General features: G+C 71.9%; 19 protein-coding genes, 1 tRNA gene and 1 pseudogene. 12 read left to right on the top strand and 9 right to left on the bottom strand.

The window, feature by feature from the left end:
* Positions 1-20: 20 nt before the first annotated feature.
* The 3 genes from VB059_RS07970 to VB059_RS07960 all read right to left on the bottom strand — a co-directional run bounded on the left by VB059_RS07970 (position 21) and on the right by VB059_RS07960 (position 2,881).
* Positions 21-1,400 carry a pitrilysin family protein gene (locus VB059_RS07970; RefSeq protein WP_323421487.1) on the bottom strand — a complete coding sequence of 460 codons (1,380 nt, stop codon included), beginning with the start codon at positions 1,398-1,400 and terminating at the stop codon, positions 21-23.
* On the bottom strand, positions 1,397-2,692 hold the full coding sequence (locus tag VB059_RS07965) for a pitrilysin family protein (protein ID WP_323421486.1): 1,296 nt from the start codon (positions 2,690-2,692) through the stop codon (positions 1,397-1,399). The genes VB059_RS07970 and VB059_RS07965 overlap by 4 nt, the downstream gene beginning before the upstream one ends.
* A 112-nt stretch (positions 2,693-2,804) precedes the next feature.
* A tRNA-Met gene (locus VB059_RS07960) sits at positions 2,805-2,881 on the bottom strand.
* A 143-nt stretch (positions 2,882-3,024) separates the two neighbouring features.
* On the opposite strand from VB059_RS07960, the gene VB059_RS07955 reads away from it, so the two are divergent.
* From VB059_RS07955 to serA, 7 genes and pseudogenes are all read left to right on the top strand, one after another.
* The gene (locus VB059_RS07955; RefSeq protein WP_323421485.1) at positions 3,025-4,032 is read left to right on the top strand and encodes a P1 family peptidase; all 1,008 of its coding nucleotides are present in this window, start codon (positions 3,025-3,027) and stop codon (positions 4,030-4,032) included.
* A 175-nt stretch (positions 4,033-4,207) separates the two neighbouring features.
* Entirely contained in the window at positions 4,208-5,719 is a 1,512-nt protein-coding gene (locus VB059_RS07950; RefSeq protein WP_323421484.1) for an ABC transporter substrate-binding protein, read from the top strand.
* 39 nt (positions 5,720-5,758) lie between these two features.
* Complete coding sequence (locus tag VB059_RS07945) at positions 5,759-6,706, top strand: ABC transporter permease (protein ID WP_323421483.1); 948 nt, start codon at positions 5,759-5,761, stop codon at positions 6,704-6,706.
* Entirely contained in the window at positions 6,703-7,542 is an 840-nt protein-coding gene (locus VB059_RS07940) for an ABC transporter permease (RefSeq protein ID WP_323421482.1), read from the top strand. Before VB059_RS07945 ends, VB059_RS07940 begins: the two co-directional genes overlap by 4 nt.
* A pseudogene (locus VB059_RS07935) lies at positions 7,539-8,354 on the top strand (ABC transporter ATP-binding protein); the annotation flags it as partial. The gene VB059_RS07940 and the pseudogene VB059_RS07935, both read left to right, overlap by 4 nt.
* 119 nt (positions 8,355-8,473) lie before the next feature.
* Positions 8,474-9,268: an ATP-binding cassette domain-containing protein gene (locus VB059_RS07930; RefSeq protein ID WP_323421481.1), complete on the top strand. Its 795-nt coding sequence runs from the start codon at positions 8,474-8,476 to the stop codon at positions 9,266-9,268.
* A gap of 162 nt (positions 9,269-9,430) precedes the next feature.
* Entirely contained in the window at positions 9,431-10,627 is a 1,197-nt protein-coding gene (serA, locus tag VB059_RS07925; protein ID WP_323421480.1) for a phosphoglycerate dehydrogenase, read from the top strand.
* A gap of 29 nt (positions 10,628-10,656) precedes the next feature.
* Here the strand turns inward: serA and VB059_RS07920 are convergent, their stop codons facing one another.
* The 4 genes from VB059_RS07920 to VB059_RS07905 form a co-directional block, all read right to left on the bottom strand.
* Complete coding sequence (locus VB059_RS07920; RefSeq protein ID WP_323421479.1) at positions 10,657-11,457, bottom strand: inositol monophosphatase family protein; 801 nt, start codon at positions 11,455-11,457, stop codon at positions 10,657-10,659.
* Positions 11,458-11,624: 167 nt separating this feature from the next.
* The gene (rsgA, locus tag VB059_RS07915) at positions 11,625-12,686 is read right to left on the bottom strand and encodes a ribosome small subunit-dependent GTPase A (RefSeq protein ID WP_323421478.1); all 1,062 of its coding nucleotides are present in this window, start codon (positions 12,684-12,686) and stop codon (positions 11,625-11,627) included.
* Complete coding sequence (aroA, locus tag VB059_RS07910) at positions 12,683-14,074, bottom strand: 3-phosphoshikimate 1-carboxyvinyltransferase (RefSeq protein ID WP_323421477.1); 1,392 nt, start codon at positions 14,072-14,074, stop codon at positions 12,683-12,685. Before aroA ends, rsgA begins: the two co-directional genes overlap by 4 nt.
* Before the next feature lie 4 nt (positions 14,075-14,078).
* Positions 14,079-14,636 carry a DoxX family protein gene (locus VB059_RS07905; RefSeq protein WP_323421476.1) on the bottom strand — a complete coding sequence of 186 codons (558 nt, stop codon included), beginning with the start codon at positions 14,634-14,636 and terminating at the stop codon, positions 14,079-14,081.
* Between the two features lie 62 nt (positions 14,637-14,698).
* Between VB059_RS07905 and VB059_RS07900 the strand changes: the two genes are divergently transcribed.
* From VB059_RS07900 to VB059_RS07890, 3 genes are all read left to right on the top strand, one after another.
* Entirely contained in the window at positions 14,699-15,403 is a 705-nt protein-coding gene (locus tag VB059_RS07900) for an SOS response-associated peptidase (protein ID WP_323421475.1), read from the top strand.
* A 246-nt stretch (positions 15,404-15,649) separates the two neighbouring features.
* Entirely contained in the window at positions 15,650-16,366 is a 717-nt protein-coding gene (locus VB059_RS07895) for a sigma-70 family RNA polymerase sigma factor (protein WP_323421474.1), read from the top strand.
* The gene (locus tag VB059_RS07890; protein ID WP_323421473.1) at positions 16,363-16,806 is read left to right on the top strand and encodes an anti-sigma factor family protein; all 444 of its coding nucleotides are present in this window, start codon (positions 16,363-16,365) and stop codon (positions 16,804-16,806) included. Before VB059_RS07895 ends, VB059_RS07890 begins: the two co-directional genes overlap by 4 nt.
* A gap of 207 nt (positions 16,807-17,013) precedes the next feature.
* Here VB059_RS07890 and VB059_RS14545 read toward each other — a convergent pair whose 3' ends face one another.
* A complete protein-coding gene (locus VB059_RS14545) occupies positions 17,014-17,088 on the bottom strand; it encodes a 50S ribosomal protein bL37 (RefSeq protein WP_369797015.1) in 75 nt (24 codons plus the stop codon).
* Between the two features lie 132 nt (positions 17,089-17,220).
* Between VB059_RS14545 and VB059_RS07885 the strand changes: the two genes are divergently transcribed.
* On the top strand, positions 17,221-18,684 hold the full coding sequence (locus VB059_RS07885; RefSeq protein ID WP_323421472.1) for a sensor histidine kinase: 1,464 nt from the start codon (positions 17,221-17,223) through the stop codon (positions 18,682-18,684).
* Between the two features lie 37 nt (positions 18,685-18,721).
* Here the strand turns inward: VB059_RS07885 and VB059_RS07880 are convergent, their stop codons facing one another.
* Positions 18,722-18,973, bottom strand: a complete 252-nt coding sequence (locus VB059_RS07880; RefSeq protein WP_153572968.1) for a WhiB family transcriptional regulator — start codon at positions 18,971-18,973, stop codon at positions 18,722-18,724.
* A gap of 233 nt (positions 18,974-19,206) precedes the next feature.
* Here VB059_RS07880 and VB059_RS07875 point away from each other — a divergent pair, with 233 nt between their 5' ends.
* Positions 19,207-19,623 (top strand): hypothetical protein, encoded by a 417-nt coding sequence (locus VB059_RS07875; protein WP_323421471.1) that lies wholly within the window; start codon positions 19,207-19,209, stop codon positions 19,621-19,623.
* Positions 19,624-19,797 lie beyond the last annotated feature (174 nt).

The following is a 19,797-nucleotide window of genomic DNA, read 5'->3' as shown; positions in this document are numbered from 1 at the left end:
GCCCGGCGCCGGGCGGGCACTCACCCGACCACGTCCTCCGGGCGGACGACGCGGTCGGGGACGATGCCGGCCTCGGCGAGCGGTCCCGCCAGGGCGTCGGCGTCCCCGGCCAGCACCAGGCTCATGGTGCCGGGGTCGACCACCTCACCGTACGCGGCGGTCGCCGAGGCCGGGGTGACGGCGCGCATCCGTTCCAGGTGGTCGTTGACGTAGCCGAGCGACAGGCCGTTGAGCACATTCGAGGCGGTCTGGTCGACGACCCCGCGGGCGGTGGCGAGGCGCAACGGCAGCAGGCCCGACGCGTACGCGACGGCATCCGTCACCTCGTCCGCGGTCAGCGGTGCGGTCTGCAGCGACATCAGGTCGCGGGCCTGCACCACCGCTGCCGGTGCCACCTCGGTGCGGAAGCTCGACGTCACCGAGTACGTACCGCCGGCGCGGAACGGCAGCAGACCCATCGAGATGCCGTACGTGTAGCCCCGCTCCTCCCGCAGCACCCGGTTCAGCCGGCTCCAGAACGCCCCGCCGACGGCGTGGGTGGCCACCCTCAGGTCGGCCCAGCGTGGGTCCTTGCGGTCCGGGGCCGGACCGCCGAACGCGACATCGGTCTGCACCGCGCCGGGGCGGTCGGCGAGGACCACCGAGCGGGCCGCCGCGCCCGGCGCCGGGTGCGCCGCGGGCGGCAGGCCGATGCCGGTCCACCCGCCGAAGGCCGCCTCGACCAGCGCGACGGGATCGGTGCCGGTGAAGTCTCCACCGAGCACCAGCGTGGCCCGGGCCGGGTCGACATGCCGGGCGTGGAAGGTACGGACGTCGTCCGGGCTGATCCGGGTCAGGGTCTGCCGGGTACCGCCCGCGGGCCGCTGGGCGCGGCTGTGCTCGTCGAACACCACCGCCCGCAACAGCAGCGAGGTGAAGGACGCGGGCCGGGAGAGCACCTGGTCGAGCTCGGCGAGCCGCAGCGCAATGTGTCGCTCGATGTCCGCCGACGCCAGGGCCGGGCGGGTCACCGCCTCGGCGAAGAGGGCCAGCGCGCCGTCGAGATGGGTGATCGGCACGTCGAGGAAGAGCCTGATCCCGGCCTGGGCGACGGACAGGGACAGCACGGCCCCCTGGCGCGCCAGCTCCTCGGCGAAGGCCGTGCCCGGATGCGGGCCGGTGCCTTCGTCCAGGCAGCGGGCACCGATCGTGGCGACGCCCTCCAGCCGACGCGGCTCGGTGGCGAGCGGAAGGTCGATCACCAGTGCCCCGGACACGACGTGCTGTCCGGGCAGCTGGTGCACCACGACACGCATCCCGTTGTCGAGCACCCGCTCGGCGGGCAGCGGGGCGCGCCAGACCGGCGGTGCGGCGGGGGCCGGGCGCGGGCGCGGCGGGCGGCGGAGGAAGTCGTAGCTCATGCCGGCTCCCGGCGCAGGAGGGAGTGGTAGGCGAGTGTGGCCCGGTGCTCCGGGGCGAGGTGCTCGGCGGCAGCGGTGGCCACCTCCTCGTCGGACAGTTCCAGCACCTGCTGCAGTCGTCGGTTCACCAGCGTCGGGTCGTCGCACAGCGTCGCGTACCCGGAGAGCAGGTCGGCCCGGTCGGTCGCCGAGGCGAGGTTCTGCAGCGTCAGGAGCTCATGTTGGGCCCGGGCCCGGGCGAGTTCCTCGGGGGTGGGGCCCTCGGCCAGGTAGTCGGCCACCACGGCGCAGACCGCTTCCTCGAGCTGTTCGGCGGTGGCGTCGCGGGCGCGGGCGACGACGAAACCGAGCGAGGTGCCGTCGATCAGGCCGACGGTCCCGCCTCCGGCGGATTCGGCCAGGTCGCTGTCGTGGACCAGGGCCCGGTACAGCCGCGACGTCTGGCCGTCTCCCAGCACGCCCATCGCCAGCCTGATGGCGTCGTACGTCCGGGTGTCGAGCGCCGGGAGCCGCCAGCACAGGTGGACGGCGTCCGCCGGCACGGGTTGTTCGAGGTCGCGCCGGGGCAGCCCGGTGATCGGCGGCAGCGGCTCGGCGACGCACCGTTCGCCGAGCACCCGGGGGGCGATCGGGGAGAAGTAGTGATCGGCCCGCTGCCAGGCCTCGTCGGGGGAGATGTCCCCGACGATCGACAGCACGGCGTTGCCGGGCATGTAGTGCGCCTGGAAGAAGATCCGGACATCGTCCAGGGTGGCGGCGTCGAGGTCCTCCATCGAGCCGATGGTGGGGTGGGAGTAGGGGTGCAGGGCCGGGAAGGACAGCTCGAGCAGGTGCCGGAACGAGTCCCCGTACGGCACGTTGTCGTAGCGCTGGCGCTTCTCCTCCTTGACCACGTCGCGCTGGTTGTCCAGGTTCGCGCGGTCCAGTGCGGACAGCAGGGTGCCCATCCGGTCGGCCTCCAGCCACAGTGCGAGGTCGAGGACGCCCGCCGGGCCGCTCTCGTAGTAGTTCGTCCGGTCGAAGGAGGTGGTGGCGTTGGCGGTGGCGCCGACCGCCTCCAGGATCGCGATGTGCTGGGCCGGCGGGACGTGGCCCGAGCCCTGGAACATCAGGTGCTCGAACAGGTGCGCGAAGCCTGTCCGGTGGGGCAACTCGTGGCGGGACCCGACGTTGTACCAGAGATTGACCGCGATGGTCGGGGTCGCGTGGTCCGGACTGACCACGACCCGCAGCCCGTTGTCAAGTCGTCGCTCGTGGACGGGATAGTCGAGGTGGACGGACGGGCGGACCATGCCAGCCATCACACCACACCGCCGACCTTGCGTCCCGGTCACCGGCGGGGAGTCGTGGTGCCGGATGAAAAATGAACCGGGTGCGGATCCCGAAAGGGATCCGCACCCGGATTGGTGGCGGGGGCAGGATTTGAACCTGCGACCTCTGGGTTATGAGCCCAGCGAGCTACCGAACTGCTCCACCCCGCGTCGGCAACGAGACAGAACTCTAGCTCGTGATCCCCGCCGGGGCAAATCGGCATCCTTCCGCCTCCCGGGCGAGGGGCGGCGCCGTCATCCCGCCGGACCCGGCGCCTTCCCCCCGGCCAGGTCCGGCGCATTACCGTGGCTCCATGATCGAAGGCTTCTCCGTCGGCCACCACGACGCCCGGGGGGACGGCTGGCTCACCGGGACGACCGTCGTGCTGGCCCGCGACGGCGCGGTGGCCGGGGTCGATGTCCGGGGCGGTGGCCCCGGGACACGGGAGACCGACCTGCTGGGACCCACCACGATGGTGCACGGCATCCACGCCGTCGTCCTGACCGGGGGCAGTGCCTTCGGCCTGGCCGCGGCCGACGGGGTGATGCGCGGCCTGGCGCAGCGGGGGATCGGTTTCCCGGTGTCCACGCCCGACGCCGACCCGCCGTCCACGGTGGTGCCGATCGTCCCCGCCGCGGTGATCTTCGACCTCGGCCGGGGCGGGGTGACCGACCACCGGCCCGACGTCGGGTTCGGGATGCGGGCGCTGGACGCCGCGTTCCGGGCCGACACCGGCCCGGCCGGGACACCCCCGGTGGGGTCGGTGGGGGCCGGGACCGGGGCGATCTGCGGTGGCCTGCGGGGCGGCTTCGGCTACGCGGAGCGTACGGCCGGCCCCTACCGGGTGGGCGTCGCGCTCGTGCTCAATGCCTCGGGCCCGGCGGTCGATGTCCGCACCGGAAGGCCCTGGGCCGACACCCGCGGCGAACTGCCGGCCCCCACCGCCGACCAGCGGGCGGCGATCGCCGAGGCACTCAGCCGCCGCCCGGTGCTGCCGCTCAACACGACGATCGCCACGGTGCTCACCGACGCGCCGTTGGACCGGGCGATGGCCACGAAGACGGCCCAGGTGGCCCACGACGGCCTGGCCCGGGCGATCCGGCCGGTGCACCGGATGATGGACGGCGACACCATCTTCTGCCTGGCCTCCGGGCGGGCGGAGGCCAGGCCCGACCCGCACGGATCGTTCGACGAGCTGCTGACCGCGGCGGCCGATCTCGTCGAACAGGCCTGTCTGGTGGCACTGCTCGCCGCGACCGGAGCCGGGTCCTGGCCGGCCTACACCGATCTCGTGCCGGCGGCCCGCCGCGCCGGACGGTGACACCCGGTCCGACCGGACGATGCTCCCCGGTCCGACCGGATGGTGCCAGTCGCTCCGACCCGGTCGGTCCGCCCCGACAGTGACACCCGGTCCGGCCGTGTCCCACCGGTGTCGGTGACGCGTGGGAGGATGTCTGCGGAACATCGGAGGTCCGCGACCGGAGGGATGGGTAGGCATGCGTCGTCGACTGGGGATCGTGGTGGCTGTGGTCACCGGACTGGCCCTGGTGCTGGCCGGGTGTTCGGGGCCGAGCCGCCCGGCCGGCGGTCACCTGCCGGTGAACACCCTGGTGATCGGCGCCACCGCCGAACCGCCCACCCTGGACCCGACGATGAACAACGCCGCGGCCATCCCGCAGGTGCTGCTCTACAACGTCTACGAGACCTTGGTGAAGGTCGACGGCACCGGTCAGCTGCAGGGGCTGCTGGCCAAGGAATGGACGGTCAGCCCGGACCGGCGGACCTACACCTTCCACCTCGAGCCCGGGGCGAGCTTCGCGTCCGGCCGCCCGCTCACCGCCGCCGACGTGAAGTGGAGCATCGAGCGGATCAACAGTGCCGCGACGAGCTCGGTGCTGAAGAGCCAGATGTCGGTGGTCGACAGCGTCAGCGCGCCCGACGACCACACCGCGGTCGTCACCCTGAAGCGGCCGTCGAACAGCTGGCTGTGGAACATGAGCTCCACCGCCGGCATCATCTTCGACGCACGGTCCGGGGCCGACTTCGCCACCACGCCGGCAGGGTCGGGGCCGTACACCCTGACGTCGTGGGCCAAGGGATCCGAGATCGACCTGGTCCGCAACGACAAGTACTGGGGCACCCGCGCCCGCCCGGACGCGGTCACCTTCCGCTACTTCACCGACGCCAACGCGATGAACGCCGCGATGCTGTCCGGTGACCTCAACGTGATCTCCAACGTGCAGGCGCCGCAGGCCCTGGACCGCTTCTCCGACACCTCCCGCTACACGGTGATGCAGGGCACCACCAACGGCGAGGTGGTGCTCGGCCTGAACAATCGCACCACGGCGCTGAAGGACAAGCGGGTGCGGCAGGCCATCACGTACGCCATCGACCGCAAGGCCCTGCTCGACTCGGTGTGGAACGGCAAGGGGACCCTGATCGGGTCGATGGTGCCGCCGACCGACCCGTGGTACCAGGACCTGTCCGGGGCCTACCCGTACGACCCGGCGAGGGCCAAGGAACTGCTGAAGGAGGCGGGCTACGACAAGGGCCTCACCCTGCGGCTGCGGCTGCCCACGCTGGCGTACGCCAAGGGGGCCGGCCAGTTCGTGCAGAGCCAGCTGGCGGCGGTCGGGATCACCGTGGTGATCGACGAGCTGGAGTTCCCGGCCCGGTGGATCGACGTGGTGATGCGCCAGAGCGACTACGACATGACGATCGTGGCCCACGTCGAGCCGCGGGACATGGTGAACTTCGCCGACCCGGAGTACTACTGGCACTACGACTCCGAGCAGTTCCGCACGCTGATGGCCGCCGCCGACGCCGGCACCGCCCAGGAGTACGTCGACGACCAGCGCGCCGCGGCGAAGCTGCTGTCCGACGACGCGGCCGCCGACTGGCTGTTCCTGCTGCCCAATCTGGTCGTGACCACCCCGAACGTCACCGGCCTCAACGCCAACGCCACATCGTTGAGCTTCGACGTGACCAGGGCCTCGGTAGGGAGCTGATCGGTGCCGTCCGGCGGAGCACGCTCCCTCCCACGGCGGATGGTGCGCCGGCTGGTCATCTTCCTGGTCAGCGTGCTGGTCGCCTCGTTCCTGGTGTTCTGGGTGGCCTCGGCCCTGCCCGGCAATGTCGCCCAGGTCGTCCTGGGGGTCCAGGCCACCCCGGAGGCGGTGGCCCGGCTCGAGCAGGAGTTCGGCCTCGACCGGCCGTGGCCACTGCGGTACCTGAGCTGGCTCGGCGGGGTGCTGCACGGTGACCTGGGCCGGTCCTACCTCACCGGCGAACCGGTGCTCGGACAGGTGCTGCCGCGGCTGGGCGTGACCGCCTGGCTGGTCGGGCTGGCGATGCTGCTGGCGATCCTGATCGCCGTGCCGACCGGGATGTGGGCCGCGGTCCGCCGCCGCCACGCCGACGGCTTCGCGGTGTCGACCCTCTCCCAGATCGGGCTCTCGGTGCCCGGCTTCTGGCTCGGCATCCTCGCCACGCTGGTCTTCGCCGTACGCCTCGGCTGGCTGCCGGCGAACGGGTACGTCCCCCCGTCGGCGGGCCTCGGCCCCTGGGCGGCCCACCTGGTCCTGCCGGTCGCGGCCCTGGCCGTGGTCCAGGCCTCGGTGCTCGCCCGGTACGTACGCTCCGCGACCATCGAGGTGCTCAAGGAGGACTACTACCGCACCGCCCGCGCCGGCGGGTGGCGTACGGTCCCGGCGTTGCTGCGGCACGGGCTGCGGAACATGTCACTGTCGGTGGTGACCGTGATCGGGCTCCAGTTGGCGACCCTGCTCGCCGGGGCGATCATCATCGAGTCGGTGTTCGCCCTGCCCGGGCTCGGCCGGCTGCTGCTCGACGCGGTCGCCCAGCGTGACCTGATGGTGGTGCAGGGCATCGTGGCGCTGCTGGTGGTCGCGGTGCTGGCGATCAACACCCTGGTCGACCTGTCGTACGCGCTGCTGGACCCGCGGCTACGGGCCGAGGGGAGGGCCCGCCGGTGAAGCGCGCCTCCTTGGTGGTGGGCGCCGCGCTCGTCACGCTGACCCTGCTCACCGCCGTCGTCTCCCTCGTCGTCACCCCGTACGACCCGGTGGCCGTGGTCCCGGCCGCCCGGCTGCTGCCGCCCGGCCGGGCGCACTGGCTGGGCACCGACGGCTACGGCATCGACATCGCCTCGCGGATCATGGTCGGCGCCCGGATCGCCGTGGCGGTCGGCGTGGTCGCGGTCGCCATTGCGGCCGTGATCGGCGTCCCGCTCGGCATCCTGGCCGGCGCCGTCCGTGCCGAGGCGGCGGACCGGCGGACCGGCTGGGTCTCCGACCTGGTGATGCGGGCCAACGACATCCTCTATGCGTTCCCCGCCATGCTGCTGGCGATCCTGCTGGCCGCGGTGTTCGGCGGTTCGACGGGCACCGCGATGGTGGCGATCGGCGTGGCGAACATCCCGCCGTTCGTCCGGGTCGCCCGGGCGGCGACCCTCCAGGTGATGGTGTCGGACTTCGTGATGGCGGCCCGGGGCGCGGGGACCGCGCCGGTCGGCATCGCCGCCCGGCACGTGCTGCCCAACATCGCGCCGGTGGTGGCGGTGCAGGCGTCGATGGCCTTCGGGATGTCGATCCTGTCGGAGGCGGCGCTGAGCTACCTCGGGCTCTCCACCCCGCTGCCGACCCCGACCTGGGGGCGGATGCTCAACGAGGCGCAGGCCTACCTCTACACCGCTCCGATGCTGGCCGTCTGGCCCGGGCTCGCGATCGGCCTGGCCGTGCTGGGCTTCAACCTGTTCGGCGACGGCCTGCGCGACCTGCTGGACCCGCGGCTGCGGGAGGCGGTGCGATGACCGAGCCGTTGGTGAGGGTCGACGACCTGCGGATCGGGTTCGGCCGGCGCCGTCCCGACGTGGTGCGCGGGCTGTCGTTCAGCATCGCCCACGGCCAGCGGGTGGGACTGATCGGGGAGTCCGGTTCGGGCAAGTCGGTCACCGGCCTGGCGCTGCTCGGCCTGCTGCCGCAGACCGCCCGGGTGAGCGGCAGCATTCGCCTGGCCGTGCCGACGGCCGGTGCGCCGGACCGCGTCGTCGAGGTCACCACCGCCTCGGACCGTCGACTGTCCGGGCTGCGCGGCGACACCTACAGCGTGGTCTTCCAGGAGCCGATGACGGCGCTGGACCCGACGATGCGGGTCGGCCGCCAGCTCGGCGAGCTCGTCGTCCTGCACGGCCACCGGGGTGGTGACACCCGAGCCCGGGTGCTGGAGATGCTGCGCGCCGTCGCGCTGCCCGACGTGGAGCGCATCGCCGACAGCTATCCGCACCAGCTGTCCGGCGGACAGCGCCAGCGGGTGCTGATCGCGATGGCCCTGGTCAACGACCCGGTACTGACGATCTGTGATGAGCCGACCACCGCCCTCGACGTCACCGCGCAGGCCGCGGTGCTGGGTGTGCTCGACCGGCACTTCGCCGAGCACGGCGCCGCGACGCTGTTCATCACCCACGACCTGGCCGTGCTGGCGCAGGTCGTCGACCAGGTGATGGTGATGGTCGAGGGCCACGTCGTGGAAGCCGGACCACTGCTCGAGGTGCTGGCCGATCCCTGGCACCCCTACACCCGGGGGCTGGTGGCCACCGGCCGGCTCGACCGGGTGGCGCCCGGCGCCCGGCTTCCGACGGTGGCCGACCACTTCGACCGTACGGCTCCGATCACCGGTCTCGCGGCCGTACCGGATGACTGGGCGCACCGGGCCAGTGTCGTGGGCCGACCGGGAGGGATGACATGACCGACCCCGAGGAGCCGATCTACCGGGTGAGCGACGTCGTACGTCACTACGGGAACGCCCGCCGCGCCGCCGTCGACCACGTGAGCCTGGACGTACGAGCGGGCGAGCGGCTCGGCATCGTGGGGGAGTCCGGGTCGGGCAAGTCGACCCTGATCCGGATGATGGCCGCTCTCGAGAGGCCCACCAGCGGCAGCATCACCTTCCGCGGCACCGAGCTCGCCGGGTGCCCCGAGCGACGGTTGGGCTTTCTGCGGGCCTCGGTCCAGATGGTCTTCCAGGACCCGCGGACCTCGCTCGACCCGCGGATGACTGTCGGGGCCAGCATCACCGAGCCGTTGCGCTCCCGGCGGGTCCGGACCCGCCGGTCGGTGCCCGCGGATCGGCGCTCCCGGCTGATCGAGGTGATGCGGCAGGTCGGTCTCGACCCCGCTGACGCCGGTCGGTTCCCGCACGAGTTCAGCGGCGGCCAGCGCCAACGGATCGCCCTGGCCCGGGCGCTCGCGCCCCGCCCCGAGGTGCTGATCGCCGACGAACCGGTGTCCGCGCTGGACGTCTCGGTGCGGGCCCAGGTGCTCAACCTGATCGCGGAACTGGTCGCCTCCGAGGGCCTCACCCTGGTGTTCGTCAGCCACGATCTTGCGGTCGTCCGGCACCTCTGCCAGCGGGTGGCAGTGATGCAGGAGGGCCATCTGGTCGAGGTCGGCCCGGCCGAACAGCTCTGGGCCGCCCCCCGCCATCCCTACACCCGCGAGCTGCTGGCGGCTGTCCCGCGCCTCCCCGACCAGGACTGAGCCGGACCAGGATCGAGCCGGACCAGGATCGATCCGGACCAGGATCGGACCGGACCAGGATCGAGCCGGACAGGTGACGTCTCCCCTTGCCGGAAAAGGTATGCTTTTCTGATATGACATGGGGGTCGTGTTCGGGGGGTCGCCCTCCTAGACTCCTTGTCCGTGAAGGCACTTCTTCTGGAGAACATCCATCAGTCAGCGGTCCAGGCCCTCGAGGCCTTCGGCATGGACGTCGAGCACGTCAAGGGAGCACTGGACGAGGAGGAACTCATCGCCGCCCTGGACGGCGTCGACCTGCTCGGCATCCGGTCCAAGACCCAGGTGACCCGGCGCGTGCTCGAGGCCCGACCCGACCTGATGGCGGTCGGCGCCTTCTGCATCGGCACCAACCAGATCGATCTGCAGGCCGCCACCGATACGGCTACTGCCGTGTTCAACGCCCCGTACTCGAACACCCGCTCGGTGGTCGAGCTGGCGCTGGCCGAGATCATCGGCATGGCCCGCCACCTCACCGACCGCAGCAGCGAGCTGCACCGCGGCGAGTGGAACAAGTCGGCCAAGGGCTCGCACGAGATCCGCGGGCGCAAGCTCGGCATCGTCGGCTACGGCAACATCGGCTCGCAGCTGTCGGTGATCGCCGAGGCGATGGGGATGCAGGTGTACTTCTACGACATCGCCGACCGGCTGGCCCTCGGCAACGCGCACAAGTGCTCGTCGCTGCAGCAGCTGCTCGAGACTGCGGAGGTGATCAGCCTCCACGTCGACGGCCGGGAGGAGAACACCAACCTGTTCGGTGCCGAGGAGTTCGCGATGATGCGCGAGCGGGCCCTCTTCCTGAACCTGTGCCGCGGCTTCGTGGTCGATCTCGATGCGCTGCGCGACAACCTGTTGTCGGGCCACATCGCCGGCGCCGCGGTCGACGTCTACCCCGAGGAGCCGAAGAAGAACGGCGAGCCCTTCATCTCGGTGCTGCAGGGCATCCCGAACGTCATCCTCACCCCGCACATCGGCGGGTCCACCCAGGAGGCGCAGGAGGACATCGGTCACTTCGTCTCGGGCAAGCTGATCGACTACGTACGCTCCGGCTCGACCAACATGTCGGTCAACATGCCCGAACTACACGTGGACAGCCACGTGGGCCATGCCCGGCTGCTGCACCTGCACCACAACGTTCCCGGCGTGCTGGCCAAGGTCAACGGTGTGCTCGGCACCCACGAGGTCAACATCGAGCGCCAGCAGCTGTCCACCCGCGGTGACCTGGGCTACGTGGTGACCGACACCCTGGCCCCGCTGGACCGGGACCTGATCGACGCCCTGCTGGAGATGCCGGAGACGATCCGCCTGGCCACGATCGGCTGAGGCACCGCAGCGGCTCGGCCGGTGTGCCCTCAGCCGAGCCGGGACAGGACGGCCTCGTGGAGCAGCCCGTTGGAGGCGACGGCGCTGCGGCCCACGGGGCCGTCGTGTCCGTCGAGGTTGGTGAACCGGCCGCCGGCCTCGGCGACGATGAGGCTGCAGGCCGCCATGTCGTGCAGCTCGAGGTCGGGCTCGGCGGCGATGTCGACCGCCCCCTCCGCGACGAGCATGTAGGACCAGAAGTCGCCGAACCCGCGGACCCGCCAGATGTCGCGGGTCAGCCGGACGAAGTCGTCGCCGAGGCCGAGGTCGAACCAGCCGGACAGCGAGGAGAAGGACAGCGAGGCGTCGTGCAGCTCCGCGACGGCGGAGACGTGGCAGGCCTCGGTGTGACGGCCCAGCACCCGGGTCCAGGCGCCCTCTCCGCAGGAGGCCCACCACCGCCGGCCGAGGGCCGGGGCACTGACCACAGCGGTGATCACCTCGGGGCCCTCCATCAGCGCGATCAGCGTGGCCCACACCGGCACGCCGCGGACGTAGTTCTTGGTGCCGTCGATCGGGTCGATGATCCAGCGCCGGCTCGACCGCCCGGTGTCCGCGCGCTCCTCACCGTGCACCGCGTCGTCGGGCCGTAGCCCCGACAGCAGATCGCGCAGGGCGTCCTCCACGGCGAGATCCGCGTCGCTCACCGGAGTCAGGTCGGGCTTGGTGGAGACCTTCAGGTCGAGGGCCAGGAAGCGCGCCAGTGAGATCGTGTCCGCGGCGTCGGCCAGCAGCAGTGCCACCCCCAGGTCGTCATTGACGGGGAAAGCCGGGGAGGACGTCTCACTCATGGGCCCAGCGTATCGAGCGCCCGTCCCACCGAGGGAGGGCGTCCGCCGGGCCGAGGACGGCGGGTGTCCCGCCGGGGACGGTGTGCGTCCTGCCGGGGACAGTGTGCGTCCTACCGGGGACAGTGTGCGTCCTACCGGGGAACGGGGCCGTCCCGCGGGCGGCCGGGTCAGCCGCGCTCGTGCCGGTGGGCCAGCATCCGCCGGTAGGAGGCCACCCGGACCTCCGACACGGCGCCGCGCTCCACCGCCGCGTCCAGACCGCAGTCGCGGGCCCCGGTCTCGTGGGTGCAGCCCCGCGGGCAGTCCACGGTGTGCTCGGCCAGGTCCGGGAAGGCCTCGATGATCGCCTCGGGCCGGACATGGGACAGCCCGAAGGAGCGGACCCCGGGGGTGTCGATCACCCAGCCCGAACCGTCGGGCAGTTCCAGCGCCACGGCCGAGGTGGAGGTGTGCCGGCCCCGGCCGGTGACGGCGTTCACGTGGCCGGTCTGCCGGTCCGCCTCGGGGATCAGCCGGTTGACCAGGGTGGACTTGCCGACCCCGGAGTGGCCGATCAGGACACTGGTGTGCTCGGCCAATTCGGCTTGCAACGGCGCCAGCGAGGCATCCGGGTCGACCACCACGACCCGGACCCCCAGCGGCTCGTACGCCGCTCGGAGCTCGTCGGGGGAGGCCAGGTCGGCCTTGGTCAGGCAGAGCAGCGGGGAGATGCCCGCGTCGTACCCGGCGACCAGGATGCGGTCGATCATCCCGGTGCGCGGCGGCGGATCGGCCAGCGCGGTGACGATCACCAGCTGGTCGGCGTTCGCGACGATGGGGCGTTCGTACGGGTCGTCGTCGTCGGCCGTCCGGCGCAGCATGCTGGTCCGGTCCACCACCTCGACGATCCGGGCCAGGGTGCCCTCGTCGCCGGAGACATCGCCGTCCAGGTGGACCCGGTCACCGACGATCACGCCCTTGCGCCCCAGCACCCGCGCCTTGGTGGCGAGGATCCGGACCTCGGGGGAGGCCACCCCGACCGGCCCGGACGGTACACCGGCCCGGGCGGAGCGCCCCCGGTCGGCGCCGTCCTCCAGGATGCAGGCGTAGCGGCCCCGGTCGATGCCGATCACCCGGCCGATCGGTTTCACCGAGTAGTCGGGCCGGTCCTTGGTCCGCGGCCGGCTGCGCCGACCGGGCCGGTCGAAGCCGGCGTGCTCATCGGCCCGGATCCCGTAGCGGGGTGTCACCGACCGGTCCCCGTCGCCAGCGACCACCAGGCCGCCGGGAAGCTCGGCATCGTCTTCGAGGTGCAACCGATGTCGTCGATCATCACACCCGACACGACCAGACCGAGCAGGGCCCCGGCCTGGGCCAGGCGGTGGTCGGCGTACGCCCCCCAGGGGCCGCCGTGCAGCACTGCCGGCCGCAGCACCAGGCCGTCCTCGGTCTGCTCCACATCGGCGCCCAGGGCGCGCAGGTTCGCCTCCAGGGCGGCGAGCCGGTCGGTCTCGTGACCGCGGATGTGACCGACGCCGCGGATCCGGCTGGGCCCGTTGGTGAGGACGCCGAGCGCGGCCACCACCGGGGTGAGCTCGCTGGCATCGGCCAGGTCGACGTCGAACCCGGCCAGGTCCCAGTGCCCCGGCCCGGTCACCGACAGCGTCCCGGTCCGGGTCCCCGGCGTCGGGTCCAGGGTGACCTGTGCGCCGAGCTGCTCGAGCAGCGGGAGCAACAGGGCGCCGGGCTGATTGGTCTCCAGCGGCCAGTACGGGATGCGGATCGTCCCGTCGGTGATCATCGCCGCGGCCAGGAACGGCGCGGCTGTCGACAGGTCCGGCTCGATCGCGATGTCGCGGGCCCGGACGGGCCCGGGGCGGACGATCCAGCGGGTCGGCTCGGGCTGCTCCACCGTCACCCCGTGGTCGGCCAAGGTGTCGATGGTCATCCGGATGTGCGGCAGCGAGGGGAGCGCCGGGCCGACGTGGCGCAGGTCCAGGCCGTCGCGGAACCGTGCGGCGCTCAGCAGCAGGCCGGAGACGAACTGGCTGGAGGCACTGGAGTCGATGATGGCCGGGCCACCGGGCAGGTCGGGGCGGCCGGTGACCGTCAGCGGGATCGCGACCGCATCGTCGGGGATCCGCGCACCGAGGTCGATCAGCGCGTCCAGCAGCGGCCGGATCGGCCGGGCGGACATCGCCGGGTCGCCGTGGACGAACGTCCGTCCCTCGGCCATCGCCACCAGCGGGAGGACGAACCGGGCGACCGTGCCGGCGAGCCCGCAGTCGATATCCCCGGTGCTGATGAACCGGGCCGGCGGCACCACGCGCCAGACCGCCGAGGTGAGTGGGCGTGAGTCCCGCGCACCGGGGTCACCGAAGGCCTCGTCCTGGCTCGGGTGGCCGAGGAAGCTGGTGTGGATCCGGACTCCGAGGACGCGCAGGGCGTCGCGCATCAGCTGGGTGTCACGCGCATCCAGGCCACCGGTGATCGTCGAGGGCCCGTCGGAGAGCGCGGCGATGACCAGCGCCCGGGCGGTCGCGGACTTCGACCCGGGAATGACGATCTCGCGGTTCAGCGGGTGGCGCAGCTTCGGAGCCGCCCAGAATCCGTCGGTGGTCAGGGCATGGGCATCCATCGACTCAGGCAGCAAGATCGGACGTCAGCTCGGTCGCGACCTGACCGGCGCCACGGCGGGCGGCCCGGGCGGTCCGGCGGGCGGCCGTGCGTGCGCGGCGTCCCTCGACGGCGGCCCGGCGGCCGGCCTTCCGGGAGCGGTAGCCGATGCCAGGGCGGCCCTCGGTGTCCTGGGCGGCCAGCAGCACGCTGCCGGTGAGCGCCACCTTCGTCAGCACGTCCGGATCGGACAGTGCCGTACGGCGCAGCGCGCCGGTGGCGAGCAGGTCCTGCACGTTGCAGGCGGCCAGCAGCAGGGCACTGCCGCGCCGGCCGATCCCGGTGGACAGACCGAGACCGCCGAGGATCTCGGCGACGCCACGGATCCGGGACCAGGCGGCCACGCCCTCGGGCAGCCGTGCCGCGATCGGGTCGGGTGCGACCCGACGCACCAGCGGGCTGACCCGGTCGCGCAGCATCTCGCCCTGGACGACGGTGGAACTGGGGTCGGCGACGGCCTTGACGCCCTGGGAGATGAAGATGCTCGCCAGCATCGTCCGGGCCACTGCGCGCGAAAGAGCCATAGGGCCATTCTTACCGCCCCACGGGCTGGAGGCCAACAGCGGCCCGCCGTTAACGTGGGCACATGTGCGGCAGGTACGCGTCCGGTGCCCGGGTGGACGAACTGGTGACGGAGTTCGAGATCGCCGAGGTGGTCAGCGGCGTGCCCGGGCCGTCCTGGAACGTCGCCCCGACCGACGTCGTCCGGGCGGTGGTCGAGCGCCACGACGTACGATCCCTGGTCCCGATGCGCTGGGGACTGGTCCCGTCGTGGGCCAAGGATCCCACCGGCGGCGCCCGGCTGATCAACGCGCGGGGGGAGTCCGCGGCGCAGAAGCCGTCCTTCCGGTCCGCCTATCTGCGCCGGCGCTGCCTGCTGCCGGCCGACGGCTACTACGAGTGGCAGAAGGTTGGGGACGGCAAACAGCCGTGGTTCATCCACCGCGCCGACGGCCGGCCGCTGGCGATGGCCGGGCTGTGGGAGGTGTGGTTCGACGACCGCCTGGCGAAGGACGACCCTGCCCGGATGCTCGTCACCTGCGCCGTGCTCACCACGGCGGCCACCGACGACCTCGGCCGGATCCACGACCGGATGCCGATCACCGTACGGCCCGCGGCGTGGGCGGCCTGGCTGGACCGCGACCTGCAGGATCGTGACGAGGTCGCCGGGCTGCTGACCGGCGACCCGGGCGAGGGCATCACCAGCCACCCGGTCTCACCCGCGGTCGGCAAGGTCTCGAACAACACTCCGGACCTCGTCCGGCCGATCGAACCGCCCGCGGGCTCCTGAACCCGCCGACCCCTGGACCCGCGGTCTCCTGGACCCGCGGTCTCCTGGACCCGCCGACTCCTGAACCCCCGTTCGTGAACACGCCGTCCCCGAACACCCCCGGGTCCCGCACCGCCCGGACACGCCACGGGGAATACCGGCGGCGCCGGGACCGTTGTGCACGACGTGGACACCGCTCTCCTCGACCGCCCGACGCCACCCTCCGGGTGGACCGCCGGCGCCCGGATGCGGCTAGGCTCGGAACCGATGACCGAGTCCCAGACCGACGACACCGCCGACCCGTACGGTGCGGACCCGACCGGGGACGCCCCGGTGGAGCCCGAGGACAGGTCTGCGCTCGTGGTCACGGCCGACGGGGACGACATCGTCGATCCGGCGACCGAGACCCCGCAGGAGCGGGCGGCCCGGTTCGAGCGCGAGGCCATGCCCTACCTGGACCAGCTGTACGGGGCCGCGCTGAGGATGACCCGCAACGCCGCCGACGCCGAGGACGTCGTCCAGGACGCGTACGCGAAGGCGTTCGCCTCGTTCCACCAGTTCCGGCCGGGCACCAACATCAAGGCCTGGCTCTACCGGATCCTGACCAACAGCTACATCAACACCTATCGGCGCCAGCAGCGCCGCCCACAGATCAGCGGCGGCGAGGACGTCGAGGACTGGCAGATCGCCCGTGCCGCCGACCATGACTCGACCGGGCTGAAGTCCGCCGAGACCGAGGCGCTGGAGCAGATCCCCGACGGCGATGTCAGCGACGCGCTGGCGCAGTTGAGCCCGGAGCGTCGGATGGCGGTCTACCTCGCCGATGTCGAGGGGTTCTCCTACAAGGAGATCGCCGAGATCATGGGCACCCCGATCGGCACCGTGATGAGCCGGATCAACCGCGGCCGCAAGCAACTGCGCGACCTGCTGGCGGACTACGCCCATGAGCGGGGTCTGGGACGTTCCCGGGAGGAGGAGTCATGACCGAGATGGACTGCCGGGGCAGTCGGGAACTGATCTGTGCCTACCTCGACGAGGAACTGGACGATGATCTCGCCGCTGCGGTGTACCGGCACCTGCGGGGCTGCCCGGACTGTGACGACCTCTACCGGGTCCAGCGCACCGTCAAGGACCTGCTGCACCGCAGCTGCGCCGACTCCCCGGCCGCGCCGGCCGGTCTGCGGGACCGGGTGTGGGCCGCGGTGCTGGCCCAGTGCGGTGGGGCGAGGGATGCCGCGGTGACGATCAACGCGACCCGGACGACCATCTCCACCACGATGCGGGACGCCGCCGGTGTGCTGGTCCGGCGCACCACGGTGACCGGGACACTGGTCCGCACCACGTACCGCACCCCGCCGCGGACCCCGGGCGAGGCGGGACAGCCCGACGACCCGGCTCCGGAGCAGCAACCGCCCCGGCCGTGACCGCTGACGGCCCCGGTCCGATGCCCACGGCGAACCGCCACGGCCATCTCACCCGCCACGCCAGCGCGTCCTGACCGCAGGCCGCTGCGTTCCCGGATGGCCGCGCCACCGCGTCCCGGACGGCGAGGACGAACCGTCACAGACGACGCCAGCCCCCGGATCGTGCAGGACGATCAGCGGGGGCTGGCGCGGTCTTCGGCCTGAGAATCAGGCGTTGGGGCGCTTGCCGTGGTTCGCACCCTTCTTGCGACGCGCGCGGCGCTTGCGGCCGGTCTTACCCATAGGGGCCTCCCGTGTGTTGTGTGATGGCATTGGTCGATACAGATCAACACGGCATTTTCGCACGGCCCACCCCCTTGTGGGCAAATCCGTCCCGGGCCCGGGCCGGTGACCCGTACGCGTAGGCTGTCCCCCATGCCGCAGATGTCCACGCTCCTGGCGACGCACACCGACCTCGGTCCCCGGGCCACGGAGTGGCTGCGATCACTGGTGAACGAGTGGCACCTGCTCGCGGATCTCTCGTTCTCCGACCTGATCCTGTGGGTCCCGGATCGTGACCCGAACCAGATGTGGGCGGTGGCCCAGATCCGGCCGACCACCGGCCCGACGGCCCTGCTGGACGACGTCGTGGGCGATGCGGTCCGCTATGACCCGGAGTCGCTGGCCCTGCAGGCGTACTGGTCGCGGGAGAGCTGCGAGACCAGCGACAACAAGCTGGCCACCGGTATCCCGGTCGACATGCACGCCATCCCGCTGGTCCACGAGGGCCGGGTGATCGCCGTCGTCGAGCAGCACACCAATCAGATGGGCGTCCGGGCCAACGGTGCCCTCGAGGACGCCTACATCGCCATCGCCGAGGTCCTGCGGGACATGATGTTGCGCGGAGAGTTTCCGCTGCCCGGTACCCGCTCGCACCCGACCCGGTCGCCACGGGTGGGGGACGGGCTGATGTGGATCGGGCCGGCGGGCGAGTACCGCTACGCCACCCCCAACGCTGTCTCCGCCTACCGGCGGGCCGGTCACCTGGGTGACATCGTCACCGCCACGCCGATCAGCTTCCGCGAGGAACTGGGTGGCCAGGAGGAACTGCAGCGGCTGCTCACCGCCCACGAGGCGACCGAGCGCGAGGTGACGGTCGAGAACGTCGCGCTGCGCTTCCGGTTCACCCCGCTGCACGACGCCCGGGGCGCCTCGGCCGGGGCCTGCGTCCTGCTCCGCGACATCACCCAGATCCATCGCCTCGACCAGCAGTTGATCACCAAGGACGCGACGATCCGGGAGATCCACCACCGGGTGAAGAACAATCTGCAGACCGTCTCCGCGCTGCTGCGGATGCAGGCCCGGCGGGTCAGCTCCCAGGAGGCCAAGGACGCGCTCGCCGAGGCGATGTCGCGGGTCTCGTCGATCGCCGCGGTGCACGAGGTGCTGGCCCACTCGTTCGACGAGGACGTCGCGTTCGACGACGTCGCCGATCGGATCCTGGCGATGGTGGGCGACGTGGCGAGCACCACCGGGGCTCCGGCGGTGGTGCGCCGCGAGGGCAGCTTCGGCAAGGTCTCCCCGGTCATCGCGACCAACCTGTCGCTGGTGGTGACCGAGCTGTGTCAGAACGCGGTGGAGCACGGGCTGGGCGGCCAGAGCGGCGAGGTGCGGGTGGTCCCCGCTCGGGTCGACGGCCAGCTCATCGTTCGCGTCCTGGACGCGGGGCAGGGGCTGCCGGAGGGCTTCGACCCGGCCCGGACCACCAGCCTGGGCCTGGGGATCGTGGAGACCCTCGTCGCGGACATGCACGGCACGTTCACCCTGGCCAACCGTCGTGAGGGCGGCGTCGAGGCGACCGTACGGGTGCCGGCACCCGAGTCCGAGCACAACGACTGACCGGCGCCGGAGCGGCACCGGTCAGGTGATACCGCGCTCAGGCGGTACGGACGCGGGATCGCGCCTTACGACGTTTGAAGGCCCGGCGCTCGTCCTCGCTCATCCCGCCCCAGACCCCGTGGTCCTGGCCGGCCTCGAGGGCCCAGGCGAGACACTCCTCGCGGACCGTGCAGCGCTGACAGACCTTCTTCGCTTCCTCGATCTGGAGGAGTGCGGGCCCGGTATTGCCGATGGGGAAGAACAGCTCAGGATCTTCGTCCAAGCAGGCAGCCTCGTGGCGCCAATCCATACCGATTTCCTACTCCCTGATCAAATGAACCGGATACCGCCCTAAGCTTCGCAATGAAACCCGGGGGACACAAGACCCTACGTCTCGGACGTGGGTACGGATCCGGCCCCCGGAGGTCCCGGGGAAAAGGCCGTGGGCCAGTCTAGGAGGTCTCTGTGTGTTCAACCACACCTTGTGACCACAATCACGATCCGTGTCGCCGTTCGGCCGGGTGCAGAGCCTAGGCTGGGCGGGTGACTTCACCCCTCTCCTCCCTGGCTGTGCGGTGGCGTGGCGCCCCCGGCACGCTGTGCGCCGCCGCCGTTCTGCTCGTGCTCCAGACCGTCGGTTTCGCCGGCTTCGGCCTGTTCGAGTTCGGTCAGTTGCAGGCCGGGCGGGTGATGACCGGCGTCATCACTGCCGTGTTGTTGGTGGCCTGGGGCCTGGTGCTGCTGCTGGGAGCGTACGCGCTGCTCGCCGGACGGGTCTTCGCGCGCGGCCCGGTGCTGGCGGCCGAGCTGATCCAGATCCCGACGGCGTGGAGCTTCCGCGGCGGCCAGACCACCTGGGTGGCACTCGCCCTGGGCATCTCGTCCTTGCTGGTGATCGTGCTCGTCCTGCTGCCCGCCTCGACCCGCCACCTGGTCGGTCCGCGTCCCGCACAACCCTGAGCCGGGGGCTTGCCCACCGGCCCCTGAAGGCAGTCCCGCCCGGCTCCCGAGCGCAGTCCGGCGCGACGGGCACCCGGAGCGTGGTCCGGCACGAAGGACAACGCGACACGAAGGACATCGACACCCAAGGCCAACGCGAGGGGGTCCGTTCCCACGGGGAACGGACCCCCTCGC

The sequence above is a fragment of the Raineyella sp. genome, assembly GCF_034933565.1.
Classification (GTDB): domain Bacteria; phylum Actinomycetota; class Actinomycetes; order Propionibacteriales; family Propionibacteriaceae; genus Raineyella.
This window is presented reverse-complemented; position numbering and strand designations above follow the sequence as displayed.

Excerpts from the sequence above, each read along its gene's own strand:
- VB059_RS07970 (WP_323421487.1), bottom strand. The coding sequence starts at position 1,400 with ATGAGCTACGACTTCCTCCGCCGCCCGCCGCGCCCGCGCCCGGCCCCC.
- VB059_RS07965 (WP_323421486.1), bottom strand. The coding sequence starts at position 2,692 with ATGGTCCGCCCGTCCGTCCACCTCGACTATCCCGTCCACGAGCGACGA.
- VB059_RS07955 (WP_323421485.1), top strand. The coding sequence starts at position 3,025 with ATGATCGAAGGCTTCTCCGTCGGCCACCACGACGCCCGGGGGGACGGC.
- VB059_RS07950 (WP_323421484.1), top strand. The coding sequence starts at position 4,208 with ATGCGTCGTCGACTGGGGATCGTGGTGGCTGTGGTCACCGGACTGGCC.
- VB059_RS07945 (WP_323421483.1), top strand. The coding sequence starts at position 5,759 with ATGGTGCGCCGGCTGGTCATCTTCCTGGTCAGCGTGCTGGTCGCCTCG.
- VB059_RS07930 (WP_323421481.1), top strand. The coding sequence starts at position 8,474 with ATGACCGACCCCGAGGAGCCGATCTACCGGGTGAGCGACGTCGTACGT.
- VB059_RS07920 (WP_323421479.1), bottom strand. The coding sequence starts at position 11,457 with ATGAGTGAGACGTCCTCCCCGGCTTTCCCCGTCAATGACGACCTGGGG.
- aroA (WP_323421477.1), bottom strand. The coding sequence starts at position 14,074 with ATGGATGCCCATGCCCTGACCACCGACGGATTCTGGGCGGCTCCGAAG.
- VB059_RS07905 (WP_323421476.1), bottom strand. The coding sequence starts at position 14,636 with ATGGCTCTTTCGCGCGCAGTGGCCCGGACGATGCTGGCGAGCATCTTC.
- VB059_RS07900 (WP_323421475.1), top strand. The coding sequence starts at position 14,699 with ATGTGCGGCAGGTACGCGTCCGGTGCCCGGGTGGACGAACTGGTGACG.
- VB059_RS07895 (WP_323421474.1), top strand. The coding sequence starts at position 15,650 with ATGACCGAGTCCCAGACCGACGACACCGCCGACCCGTACGGTGCGGAC.
- VB059_RS07890 (WP_323421473.1), top strand. The coding sequence starts at position 16,363 with ATGACCGAGATGGACTGCCGGGGCAGTCGGGAACTGATCTGTGCCTAC.
- VB059_RS07885 (WP_323421472.1), top strand. The coding sequence starts at position 17,221 with ATGCCGCAGATGTCCACGCTCCTGGCGACGCACACCGACCTCGGTCCC.
- VB059_RS07880 (WP_153572968.1), bottom strand. The coding sequence starts at position 18,973 with ATGGATTGGCGCCACGAGGCTGCCTGCTTGGACGAAGATCCTGAGCTG.